Below are 11,981 nucleotides of genomic sequence, written 5' to 3'. Positions count from 1 at the left end.
GACGTATCTGCCCACAAAGGGTCCAGAAGGGGTGCCAATCGCGTCCCCCTCTCGCCGCCATCGGCCAATAAACCGGTGGCAGTCGAATGAGGGGCCAAAATGATCCGAATGTTCAAAACGATTGCCGCCGTTATCGTCGTCATCGGTGCGGGTCTGGCCCCGGCCTTCGCGGAATCTCCGCTGCACAGTCTTCGGACCGCAGATCAGAATCGCGGATGGGAAGGCGTCGGCCGTCTGAATTTCGGTGAGACCGGGTTTTGCACCGCCGCGATGATCACGGCGGACGTCGTCCTGACTGCGGCGCACTGCCTGTATGATCCGGACACGGGGGATCGGATAAATGCCGAGGATATTGAGTTTCAGGCGGGCCTGCGTCTTGGCCGCGCCGAGGCCTATCGTGGCATCCGCCGTGTCGTGATCCATCCCGACTATGATTTTTCGGACCAGACGCGCCTGAACCGCGTCGGCTCCGATCTGGCCCTGCTGGAACTGGATCGTCCGGTCCGCCTCGGCCACGTCCGCCCGTTCCGCACGCAGGTCCGGGTCGAAGCGGGGCAGACGGTACAGGTCGTCAGCTATGGCAGGGACCGTGCAGATGCACCGTCGCGCGAAAGCGAATGCACGATCCTCGCGCGGGACGACGAAATCCTGGTGCTGAGTTGCGAGGTGGAATTCGGATCGTCGGGCGCGCCGGTCTTTGCGGTATATGAAGACGAAATCCGGATCGTCTCGGTGATTTCGGCCAAGGCACGCTGGGAAGGCCAGGACGTATCGCTGGCCGCCGTGATGGAGGGAGAGTTGGACGCGCTGATCGGTGAGTTTGCCCGAACGCCTGCCTTCGGACCTGTTGGCAAACGCGTCGTTGCGGGCGGCAGCACCAATGGCGTGCAGGACACCGCCAGCCGCTGATCCACCCCTCCTCCACCCACAGGGGTGTGACTTGACGAATGCACCCGACGTGCCACCATTCCCTCATGTTGATGCGTATCGCTATTCCACTCGCCCTGCTGTCCGGTCCCGTCTTTGCGGAATGCCCGGCAGCCCCAGACATCACCGCAGATATGGACGGTTTGATCGCGCGGGCGCAGGAAGCGCGCAACGAAGGCGCGGCACGGGCCATTTCCTCGGAGATGTGGACATTTTGGGCCCAGGCCCCGGACGATCAGGCGCAGCTGTTGCTGGACGAGGGCATGACCAGAAGGTCGGCTTTCGATCTGGACGGGGCGATCACCGCATTCGACGCACTGATCGACTATTGCCCCGACTATGCCGAGGGTTACAACCAACGCGCCTTCGCGTATTTCATCCGGGGCGATTACGAAGCCGCATTGCCCGATCTGGACCGGGCCATATCTTTGCGACCGCGCCATATCGCAGCCTTGGCTGGCAAAGGTTTGACCCTGATCCAACTGGGTCGTATTCGCGAAGGGCAGGACGCGATCCGTGCGGCGCTTGCCTTCAATCCGTGGCTGAGCGAGCGGCAGTTTCTGACGCTGCCGCCCGAAGATGGGCCCGAACAGATCGACCTGTGATGCCTTGCCAACCCCGACCTTCTGCCCCTAATCCAAAGACCATAGGGTGTGCTGAGTAGTAGTCACATAGACTAAAACCCTTGTGTCTGCTCTAAAATCTACATATGGAACAAAGTGTTGCGACAAGGAGGCAAACTTAGGACCGATATAGGCCTGAAGCTGAAAATTGAAGACAACGCCAGATGCGGGCGTGATGGAATGGTAGACATACCAGACTTAAAATCTGTTGGGCGTATGCCCGTGTGGGTTCGACTCCCACCGCCCGCACCAAATTACCCTTTTTCCAGTGCCTTGACGAAAAGCTGTCGGCGCGTGCTCTCGCCTGATGATATTGGGAATATATGGCAGACACCCACCGCCACGGATTGATGCAAGCTGGATTTGAGATCACAGCAATTGATCTGCCCACCTAGGCCCGGTTTCCGCCGTCAGCCCCCTTTAAGCTTGCAAGCCGGACATCCCGAAACCCGCGGCCTCCAGCCTGGCAATAAGATCGCGGCGCGTCTCGTTTTCCAGAGGCTGGAGCGGCGGGCGGGTCATGCACCAGGTTTCATCGCCCGACCAATGCGCCACAGCCGCCTTGAGCGCCGGAATCATCGGGAAGGACTGGAAAATCGCGCGTATGCTGTCCAGTTCAGCCTGCTTCTGTTCCGCAGTCTCTGACTGCCAGTTCTCGTAAAGGGTATGGATGGCTGCGGGGTTGACGTTTGCCGTGGCTGAAATGCAGCCCGCGCCGCCCGCCTGCATGGTTTGGAGCAAGAACGTCTCGCTGCCGGCGAAGACATGGAAATCATCCCACTGGCGGTCAAGCATCCCTTTCGTGTTCTCCCAGTCGCCACTGCTGTCCTTGATGCCGACGACGGTGCCCGGATAATCCGTCACCAGCCGCTCGATCAAATCATGCGACAATCCAACCTGCGCGACCGGCGGGATGTGGTAGAGATAGACCCGCAGATCGGAAGACCCTACGCGTTCAATGACCTCGGCGAAGTTTCGGTAAAGTCCGTCATCGGGTACGCCTTTGTAGTAGAAAGGCGGCAACATCAGAGTGCCCCCGACACCAAGCTCAACTGCTTTCGCCGTTAGACGAACCGAGTCTGTTAGTGCGCAGCAGCCAGTTCCCGGCATCATCGCCAACGGGTCTATCCCGGCGTCGACAAGGACCTCCATCAGTTCGATCTTTTCGTCCACTGACAAGGAATTCGCTTCGCTGTTGGTGCCAAAGACGGCAAGATTCACATTCTGCGACAGCAGCCATCTGCACTGGGCAATCAACCGCTCGGGCGAAGGCTTGAGATCATCCGAGAACGGCGTCACCACCGGTGTCAACACGCCCGAAAAGCGATGTGGCATGTCTTGTTCTCCTGTCATCTTTTTGAACTTCAGCTGGCTGAGCGGCGAAAAACGGTCTGGACCTGATCGCGCAGCGTGTTCTTCTGGACCTTGCCCATGGTGTTGCGCGGCAGTGCGGTAAGAATTTCGAAATGGCGCGGTCGCTTGAAGCCCGCGAGCTTGTCTCTCGTCTCGGCCTCGATCACGGCAATGTCGATTGTTGCCCCCGCTTCCGGCACCAACACGGCGACAACGCTTTCGCCGAAATCGGGATGCGGCGCGCCCACTACGGCGCTTTCAAATACGCCGGGAAGGTCATCCAGAAAGAGTTCGATTTCCTTGGGATATATGTTGTAGCCACCGGAAATGATCAGGTCTTTGCCACGGCCAACAATCGAGATGTATCCGTCCGAATCGACTTTCGCCAGGTCGCCGGTGATGAAAAACCCGTTCTCCCGCAGCTCTTCGGCTGTCTTTTCCGGCATTTTCCAATAGCCTTTGAATACATTGGGACCGCGAACCTCCAACACGCCAATCTCACCTGTCGGCAATGTTTCTCCCGTTTCGGGATTGCAGACCTTGGCTTCAACGTCCGGCAATGGAAAGCCGACGGTGCCCGCACGTCGCGGCCCGTCATAGGGGTTTGACGTGTTCATGCTGGTTTCCGTCATCCCGTAGCGTTCCAGAATGCGATGACCGGTCCGTGCGGCAAATCTGTCGTGGGTTTCCGCCAAGAGCGGCGCCGAGCCCGAGATGAAGACGCGCATGTGTTCGGTCAATGCACGGTCAAACCGGTCGTCATCCAGAAGTCGGGTGTAGAATGTCGGCACGCCCATCATCGCCGTCGCGGCGGGCAGACAGGCGATGACCGTGTCCGCGTCAAATTTTGGCAACCAGATCATCGCCCCCCCTGCAAGCAGGGTCACGTTCGACGCCACGAAAAGCCCGTGGCTGTGGAATATCGGCAAGGCATGGAGCAAGACGTCGCGGTCGGTGAAGTGCCAGATGTCAACAAGCGCTTCGGCATTGGACAGCAGGTTGCGGTGGGTCAACATTGCGCCCTTCGATCGCCCTGTTGTGCCCGATGTATAGAGCAAGGCCGCAATATCGTCGGCCCCGCGCGATGCTATCTCCTCGCGGACCGGCAGGGCTGATGCCTCGTCCTTGAGCGATCCGTGGCCTGTTGCGTCCATCGTTTTCAGAATGACGTTATTCTCAGATGCGATTGGCGCGACGTCATTCACCTCCTGAGGGTCGCAGACAAAGACAGACGCATCACTGTCGGCAATGAAATAGCTCAGCTCGGTCGGTGTATAAGCCGTGTTCAGCGGCAGGTAGACCGCCCCAACTTGCAGGCATCCGACATAAAGGGCCAACGCATCAGCCGATTTCTGGATGTGAACGGCCACACGATCGCCAGCTGCCACGCCCAGCTTGTCCAGAGCGCTGGCATAGGTCCCGGCAAGCGCGACGAAATCGGCATGCGTCAGGGTTGTGCCATCCGCCATGACCAGAAAAGGCGTCCCCTGCCCGCGATGGGGCGCGATCAAGGCGTCGTAAAGTGGATTGCTCACTTCGAGTTTCTCCTGAACATGTGAACGAACGGTCGACAGCGGTCAGGCATCTGCCTGCCTTTGACGCGTCGCTGTTGCCATATACCGGTCAAAGCCTTGGCGGATGTGCTCATTGGCGGCGTCCCGGGAGGCGTTCTCATCACCCGCGATCACCGCCTCGGCGATGGCACGATGTTCTTCGAGTGACCGTGCGATGTTCGACGCAATCGACAGGCCCCGCCTGCGGAACAGGTGCATTTCGCGTTTGACGTTGTCGTAAATCGCTTTGGCCTTGGGGTTGTTTGCCGCCGCCAGCAAAAGGTCGTGAAACTCAATGTTCAAGATGTAGTAGTTCGGCGTTTCCTCGGCCTCGCGCGCGGCGTTCATCTGTTCGATATTGCGCGCCAAATCTTCCGCCAGCCGGGGTTCATCCCCTTGCCCGTACCGGCGCGCGGCAGCACCACAGGCCATGGCGAAAATCGCGCCTCTGAGCTCGTACAGGTTCTGCACTTCCGACAGAGTTGTTTCATGCACAAACGCGCCGCGGTTGGCGATCAAATCAACCAAACCCGACCCAGCAAGCGACCGGATGGCTTCTCGTACTGTGCCACGACTGACCCCCATGACAACAGACAGTTCGAGCTCGTTAAGCTTTTCGCCTGCGGTCAACTCACCTTCGGTGATCATCCGCTCAATCTCGGCCCGCGCCTCTTCGGCAAGCGTTGAACGCCCAACTCCGATCAATCTGGCTTTCATATTCATACGCTCTTTTCCATGGGTCTCGATATTTTGTCAACAATCTACATATTGTTGTCATTTGATGAGAACTATAGTATCCCAATAACAGACATAAATCGATCGCAGGAAGCAAAATGGTACAACCTGACAGTTCTTCCGCATCCGAAGCCTGCGCGCTTCCCAGTACAGCATTGAATGGCTTGCGTGTGCTTGACCTTACTCGTGTCCGGTCAGGTCCGACATGTGTACGTCAGTTTGCCGATTGGGGCGCGGATGTGATCAAAATCGAAGCACCGATCGATACCGCGCAATTCGGGGGTCCGCGCTCTGGCCCAGACTTCCAGAACTTGCATCGAAACAAACGCAGCCTGACGCTTGATCTGAAAAACAAGGCTGGTCTCGCGGCGTTCCACAAGTTGGCCGAAACTGCCGATATCATCGTCGAGAATTTCCGCCCCGGCGTGAAGAAGCGGCTGGGCATCGACTATGACACACTCTCCAAAACAAACCCCGGCCTGATCTACGCGTCGATTTCGGGCTTTGGTCAGGATGGCCCGCTGGCAGACCGCCCCGGTTTTGACCAGATCGCGCAGGGCATGGGTGGTTTGATGTCCATCACCGGTACACCGGGCGAAGGACCGATGCGGGTTGGCATCCCCCTTGCCGATCTGTGTGCGGGACTATTCGCCGCGCAGGGCATCATGATTGCGTTGCTGGAGCGGGCAACTTCGGGAAAGGGTCAGTGGATCCAGACCTCCCTGCTGCAAGCCCAGGTATTCATGCTGGACTTTCAGGCGGCGCGCTACCTCATGGACGGCGACATCCCCAAGCAGGCTGGCAACAATCACCCGACATCAATTCCCACGGGCGTGTTCCGCACTTCGGATGGTCACATGAACATCGCTGTCACCGGGAACAACATCTGGGCAAGTTTCGCCAGGATCCTGGGTCGGGAAACGTGGCTCACGGACGAACGCTATGCGACCGCCCCTGCCCGCTCGGACAACCGGGATGCGCTTGGCGCAGAGATTGAAGCGACCCTGAAGACCAATACAACAGCCCACTGGATCGAACTGTTGACTGGCGCGGGTGTGCCTGCTGGCGAAATCAATGACATCGGTCAGGTCTTTGCAGAGCCACAGGTCCGCCACCTTGGCCTTGCGCAACCGGTGACCAGCCAGGAACGCGGAGAGACAGAGCTTGTTGGCCAACCCATCATCATGAGCCGCACCCCAAGTCATATTGCTACACCGCCGCCATTGGCGGGCCAACACAGCGTCGAAATCCTGACCGAAATCGGCTTGTCCAGCGATGAGATCGAAGAAATGCGCGCATCAGGCGCAACCTGAACAGAACGAGGAACGCCCCCCATGACAGACAAGATCATCGTCGAGCAGTCGGGCAATATTGCCCGCATCATTTTCAATCAGCCGGAAAAGCGTAACGCCGTTTCCCTTGAGATGTGGGAAGCTGTCGAAGCCGCTGCAGCGCGGTTCGCAAAAGATGACAGCGTGCGCATCCTCGTCCTGTCCGGCGCAGGCGGCAAAGCCTTTGTCTCCGGGGCCGATATTTCGAAATTCGAAACCGAACGCGCCAGTGTCGAAGCGGTTGCCCAGTACAACGCGGCCACCAAGCGCGTCTATGACAGCATCGAGGCTTTCCCCAAGCCGACCATCGCGCAGATTGACGGGTACTGCATTGGCGGCGGTGTCGCCTTGTCGCTGAGCTGTGATCTGAGGATCTGTGGCGAGAAATCCCAATTTGCGGTGCCTGCCGCCAAACTGGGGCTGGGCTACGGATATGAAGGGATCAGCCGCCTGGCGAATGTGGTCGGCCCGGCGTTCGCGAAAGAGATCTTCTTTACCGCGCGCCGGTTCACGTCAACCGAAGCTAAGGACATGGGCCTCGTAAACAGAGTTGTCCCGGACGATCAGGTTGCCACCGTAGTGGAAGAAACCGCGCAGATGATTGCCGCAAACGCGCCGATGACGGTCGACTCTGTCAAGTACATTGTCAGCCAGATCGTTGCGCCTGAAAGCGAGACAAACCTCGAAGAATGTGCCCGCCGGGTACAGGCATGTTTTGAGAGCGACGACTACAAGGAAGGCCGCAAAGCCTTCATGGAAAAGAGAAAACCGAACTTCGCGGGAACCTGATGAGCACCGATAACCCCAAGAAGATCGACGAAGCTCAGGCCCGCGCGCATTTCGACACGGCCCTCAACGATCACGAACAGTCGTTCGAGACGTTCTTTTTTGCGCGGTTTCTTGGTTTGAGCTTCGAGTATTTGCCAGCCGAGGCAGCAGATGCCGATAAAGAAGTCTGCCGTCTTACATTCGAGATGACGGATATGCTGCGCAACCCTCAAGGCTCGCTTCACGGCGGTGCAATGGCGGCGGCAATGGATATCTCGATGGGGCATCTTGTGAACAAAATACAGGGCCCCGGCGCGACGATTGAGATGAAACTTCAATTCATGCGGCCGGTCATGCAAGGCCGCGTCACCTGCGAAGGGCGGTTCCTGAAACGCGGGCGGTCAATCTCGTTCATGGAAAGCCGTATGTGGAATGATCAGGGCAAGCTTGCCGCGATTGCGACCGCGACCTGGAAAATGCCCTAGACGCCAGCAAGGACTTCAAGTTTTGACAAAAGCGGCGGCGGCACCTCAAGCCCCTGCCGCTCTGACAGCCGCATCTGCGAAAGCGCCCGCGCTCCGGGCAGGCGCACGGGTGTCGCCGGATCAGCAGGTGCGCTTTGTTCGACCTGTTCCACTGCGTCTTTCAGGGCCGCGTTCGACGCGGCACCATCCCCCAACGCCTGCATGTCTATCAGAAGGAACATCAGGCCCAGTCCTTGTGTCCGGGACGGGGTCTTGTGCTGGTCGGCAATTTTACCCAGCGTCGTAGCCCCGGAAAGCCCCCCGGCCAACAGATCAAGACACAGTGCGAGGTTTGCACCCTTCGCTCCACCAATGGCCTGTAACACGCCTTTCAACGCCTCCGCCGGATCGGTCGTTGGCTGACCATGAACATCAAGCGCCCAATCCGCCGGGATGGCTGTACCTGCGTCCCGTGCCGCGCGCACGCGGGATCGGGCCACCACAGACAACGCCATATCAAGAAGCACCGGATCGCGCCCCTCTATCGGCACGCCAATCCCAATGGGATTATTGCCAATCAATGCGTCTTTCCCACCCGGCGGCGCGATCATCGGCGCGGCGACTGTGGTTATGATGGCGGCAAAACCGGATTGCGCCGCCCGCCACAGGTAAGGGGCAAGCGCCCCGATATGGGTCGCGCCTTTTACGAACACGGCGCCAACACCGGCAGCACGTGCGGCAGCTTGACCTTCGTCAAGCGCTCGCATGGCTGTGACGGGCCCCAGCCCGTTCCGCCCATCCACACGACGCAGTGCGAGCGCGGGCATCTGAACGTCGATCATCGCATGCGGGTCGACGCCCCCTGCGGCAATGCGGGTGCAATAGGTTTCAACGCGGTTCAGCCCGTGGGTCGAGATGCCCATCATCTCGGTTATCACAAGCACATCGGCGGCCGTGTGCGCAGCCTCCTCAGCTACTCCGGCACGGTGAAACGCGGTTGAGGCAAGCACGCGCGCGTGTTCCGCCTCAATTCGCAAGTCAGATCCCCGACTTCTTGGCGGTCTCCGCCTTCGATCCAAATCGGTTCAAGAGCGGCAGGAACACAACCAGGACAATTGTCACCACTATGATCCAAAGCGATGCTGGACGTTCAATGAAGATGCTAAACGACCCACGCGAGATCGCCAGCGTCTGGCGAAGCGCCTCTTCGGCCAAAGGCCCAAGCACTAGCGCCAGCACAAGCGCCGCGGGCGAGAACCCATAAAGACGCATGAAGAATCCTGCGATCCCTGCGGCGAACATGATATACAGTTCCACAAAAGACGCGTTAACGCTGAACGTTCCCAACGCGCAGATCACCACCACGGTCGGACCAAGTACGCGGTACGGAACCTTGATGATCTGAACGAAGAGCGGGATTGCAAAGATGCTGATCGCCAGAAGCGCCATGTTCCCAAGATACATCGAGGCAATTAGACCCCATGCCAGTTCCGGGTTCTGCTCCATGAACAATGGCCCCGGACGCAGCCCCCACAGCACAAACGCCGCCAACAACACAGCCGTCGAGGCCGAACCGGGTATACCCAGCGTAAGAAGCGGTATCATGGCCCCTGAGGACGCGGCGTTGTTGGCTGTCTCGGGCGCGACAAGACCTGCCATCTCGCCTTTGCCGAAGTTTTCAGGATGTTTGGAAAGCGATCGTTCGGTGGAATACGCCATCAGCGACGCAATGGTTGCGCCAGCGCCGGGAATTACGCCGACGACGAAACCCAAAATCGAATGGCGCACCATGGTCATGCGGGTCGAAATCCAGTCCATCCGAGTCGGCCAGAAGCGTTCCTCGGTTTCGTAATTCACGATGCCGCCGGTGCCCGTACGATGCAGGCCGCTGTAGAAGGCGAAGAACAGCTCGCCCAAACCAAACAAGCCGATGGCGATGGGAATGAAGTAGATGCCCCCGATCAGTTCGGCAGAGCCAAACGTGTACCGTCCTTGTCCGGTTTCGAGGTCGACGCCCACCGTGCCCAAGGCAAAGCCGATCAGAGCCGAGATGATACCAAGCCGCCAGTTCTCTCCAATCATCACGATCAGGGTCAACATTCCCATCAGGGCAAGCAGGAAATATTCCGGTGGCCCAAAACTGCGCGAGACCTGGGCAAACATCGGTGCGAGCAGCGTGATGAGGATGATACCCATTGTACCCCCCACAAATGACGCCACCGCCTGCATGACAAGCGCAGGACCGGCGCGCCCATTTTTCGCAAGCGGAAAGCCGTCAAACGTACTTGCGACCGTCGCGCTTTCCCCCGGAGTGTTCAGCAGAATGGACGTAATCGTCCCGCCATACATCGCGCCATAATAAATGGCCGCCAGCATCATGATCGCACCGATGGGATCCATGCCGAAGGTCATGGGAAGCAGGATCGCAAGTCCAGCCGAAGGACCAAAGCCGGGAATCACACCGACGATCATCCCGATTACCGCACCGATAAGAAGATAGAGCAGGTTGATCGGCGTGATCGCGATCGACAAGCCCATGATCAGGTCACTAAAGATGTCCATTCGTCTCGTTCCAGTCGGCAATATTTGGGGATGGGGGCGTTAGAAAGGCATGTCGAAAAGCGCGGGCGGCATGTTCGCGTTCAACAAGCTGTCAAACAACAGGTAGACGCCGCTCGGAACTGCCACGGCGAGAATGCCATTTTGCAGGTGACGTCTACGATTCAGGATCGCCAGCGCGACGGCAAGGTAAATGACTGTGGCCACAAACCCGCCGAACAGGCGAAGCAGAACAGCATAGCCAACGGCAAGAGCCATCAAGAGAATGGCATCCGACCAGGCAGAGTTTGACCCGCCCGCATCAGTGGAATCGCGGTCGCGCATGGCGTCAAAAACCGACCAGGCAATGAACAAGACCGCGATCACACCCACCAGACGCGGAAAGAATCCGGGGCCCAACCGGCCCGAGCGCGTCATGAACGACAGGTCGACAAAGGCAATATAAGTGTAGAAAATCGCGCCAGCTAAAACCACCAGCAGAAATGCAAGCCTCACGTCCACGCCTCCAGTATGCGATTAGCCGGTCGCGACGAACGCGACCGGCTGGGACCGGCATCGCCGGTTACGTCACCCAGATGATCAGTCGATGGCTCCGACTGACTTCAGCACGGTTTCAAAGCCGTTCTTTGTCTCAACAAGGAAGGAACGGAAGTCTTCGCCGTAAATAACAGTCGGCGTCAGCGTGTTGGACGCAATGTATTCCGCCCATTCTGGTGTTTCGACAACTTTCTGCATTGTGCCGATCCACCATTCCTGCGCCGCTGCCGGTACATTCGGCGGAAGGATGAGACCGCGCGGCATCGACACGCCAATTCCGAAACCGATGTCGCCCATGGTCGGTACATCACCCAGCGCTGCTGGCGTGCTGTTGCCAGAATAGACCAGCGGACGCAGCTCCCCTGCCTCGATCAGGCCAAGGATCTCACCAGGATTGCCCACCATCGAATCCAGGGCACCGGACAGCAAAGCCGTGGTCTGATCCGCCATGGAGTTGAACGACACATAGTCGAATTCGAAACCCGCTTTTTCAGCAAAAAGCGTCGGGACGATGAAGTCCACGTTCACGGTGCCGGTGCCACCGATATTCATCGGTTCGGCCTTCGCCGTTTCGATGAATTGGGCGATGTTCTGGATTTCGGAGTCGCCGTTCACAACCAGCACAAGATCATCCGTCGCAAGAAGGGCGACCGGCGTGAAGTCTTCGGGCTGCCACGGGGTATCAGCTTGTAGCGGCGTTGTCACAAAGCTTCCCGATGTGGTCGAGATGCCGTAAGGGTCACCGTCCTGAGCAAACAGGTAGCCCCAGCCGACAGCGCCTGATCCGCCAGCGCGGTTTTCAGCCGATATATCACCCGGATACAGATCGTATTTTGTCAGGATATCAATGATGGTGCGGGCCATGATGTCATTACCGCCGCCCGGACCAAACGCGATCGTCCAATCCAGCGTGTCGTCGGCTGACGGATAAGTCTCTTGCGCCATGGCCGGTGCTGTAAGCGCAATAGAACAGGCCGTGAGTGTAGCAACTATGCCCTGCGGCAGCCAGTCGGCGACTTTGATTTCTTTTGTCATGGGGTAGTGCCCCGGGTGGTGGTGTAATTCCGACGGTAGCGTGGGCTGAGCGGAGCCACGCGTAGCTCAGGCGAAGCCCACGCGGGTTGCCGGGCG

At 58.6% G+C, this 11,981-nt stretch carries 12 protein-coding genes and 1 tRNA gene; 6 read left to right on the top strand and 7 right to left on the bottom strand.

The features are described 5' to 3' along the window. Positions 1–99 precede the first annotated feature (99 nt). The 3 genes from BMY38_RS14085 to BMY38_RS14075 all read left to right on the top strand — a co-directional run bounded on the left by BMY38_RS14085 (position 100) and on the right by BMY38_RS14075 (position 1,802). Positions 100–909 carry a trypsin-like serine peptidase gene (locus tag BMY38_RS14085; RefSeq protein WP_092763905.1) on the top strand — a complete coding sequence of 270 codons (810 nt, stop codon included), beginning with the start codon at positions 100–102 and terminating at the stop codon, positions 907–909. A gap of 65 nt (positions 910–974) precedes the next feature. Next, the gene (locus tag BMY38_RS14080) at positions 975–1,532 is read left to right on the top strand and encodes a tetratricopeptide repeat protein (RefSeq protein ID WP_342707777.1); all 558 of its coding nucleotides are present in this window, start codon (positions 975–977) and stop codon (positions 1,530–1,532) included. A 184-nt stretch (positions 1,533–1,716) separates the two neighbouring features. Next, positions 1,717–1,802, top strand: a tRNA-Leu gene (locus BMY38_RS14075). A 168-nt stretch (positions 1,803–1,970) separates the two neighbouring features. Here the strand turns inward: BMY38_RS14075 and BMY38_RS14070 are convergent. Genes BMY38_RS14070 through BMY38_RS14060 form a run of 3 tightly spaced genes read right to left on the bottom strand, consistent with a single transcriptional unit; the run spans position 1,971 to position 5,179 of the window. Then, positions 1,971–2,885 (bottom strand): dihydrodipicolinate synthase family protein, encoded by a 915-nt coding sequence (locus tag BMY38_RS14070; protein ID WP_092763903.1) that lies wholly within the window; start codon positions 2,883–2,885, stop codon positions 1,971–1,973. Between the two features lie 29 nt (positions 2,886–2,914). Continuing rightward, positions 2,915–4,438, bottom strand: a complete 1,524-nt coding sequence (locus BMY38_RS14065; protein WP_092763901.1) for a malonate--CoA ligase — start codon at positions 4,436–4,438, stop codon at positions 2,915–2,917. A gap of 42 nt (positions 4,439–4,480) precedes the next feature. Next, positions 4,481–5,179, bottom strand: coding sequence for a GntR family transcriptional regulator (locus BMY38_RS14060; RefSeq protein ID WP_092763899.1), 699 nt, complete (start codon positions 5,177–5,179; stop codon positions 4,481–4,483). Positions 5,180–5,289: 110 nt separating this feature from the next. Here BMY38_RS14060 and BMY38_RS14055 point away from each other — a divergent pair, with 110 nt between their 5' ends. From BMY38_RS14055 to BMY38_RS14045, 3 genes are read left to right on the top strand one after another with little or no spacing between them, the layout of a single operon-like run. Then, entirely contained in the window at positions 5,290–6,504 is a 1,215-nt protein-coding gene (locus tag BMY38_RS14055) for a CaiB/BaiF CoA transferase family protein (protein ID WP_092763897.1), read from the top strand. A 21-nt stretch (positions 6,505–6,525) separates the two neighbouring features. Next, positions 6,526–7,311: an enoyl-CoA hydratase gene (locus BMY38_RS14050; protein ID WP_092763895.1), complete on the top strand. Its 786-nt coding sequence runs from the start codon at positions 6,526–6,528 to the stop codon at positions 7,309–7,311. Beyond that, positions 7,311–7,775, top strand: a complete 465-nt coding sequence (locus BMY38_RS14045; RefSeq protein ID WP_092763893.1) for a PaaI family thioesterase — start codon at positions 7,311–7,313, stop codon at positions 7,773–7,775. The genes BMY38_RS14050 and BMY38_RS14045 overlap by 1 nt, the downstream gene beginning before the upstream one ends. Here BMY38_RS14045 and BMY38_RS14040 read toward each other — a convergent pair. The 4 genes from BMY38_RS14040 to BMY38_RS14025 form a co-directional block, all read right to left on the bottom strand. Continuing rightward, positions 7,772–8,791, bottom strand: coding sequence for an Ldh family oxidoreductase (locus BMY38_RS14040; RefSeq protein WP_281243232.1), 1,020 nt, complete (start codon positions 8,789–8,791; stop codon positions 7,772–7,774). The two genes, BMY38_RS14045 and BMY38_RS14040, sit on opposite strands and share 4 nt — an antisense overlap. Position 8,792: 1 nt before the next feature. Next, positions 8,793–10,316, bottom strand: coding sequence for a tripartite tricarboxylate transporter permease (locus BMY38_RS14035; RefSeq protein ID WP_092763889.1), 1,524 nt, complete (start codon positions 10,314–10,316; stop codon positions 8,793–8,795). A gap of 39 nt (positions 10,317–10,355) precedes the next feature. Continuing rightward, positions 10,356–10,808: a tripartite tricarboxylate transporter TctB family protein gene (locus tag BMY38_RS14030; protein WP_092763887.1), complete on the bottom strand. Its 453-nt coding sequence runs from the start codon at positions 10,806–10,808 to the stop codon at positions 10,356–10,358. Positions 10,809–10,892: 84 nt separating this feature from the next. Continuing rightward, complete coding sequence (locus tag BMY38_RS14025; protein WP_092763884.1) at positions 10,893–11,885, bottom strand: Bug family tripartite tricarboxylate transporter substrate binding protein; 993 nt, start codon at positions 11,883–11,885, stop codon at positions 10,893–10,895. Between the last annotated feature and the right edge of the window lie 96 nt (positions 11,886–11,981).

It is taken from the genome of Jannaschia helgolandensis (genome assembly GCF_900109285.1).
Taxonomy (GTDB): Bacteria; Pseudomonadota; Alphaproteobacteria; order Rhodobacterales; family Rhodobacteraceae; genus Jannaschia; species Jannaschia helgolandensis.
The sequence above is the reverse complement of the archived record's forward strand: the minus strand, read 5'-3'. Positions and strand labels throughout refer to the sequence as shown.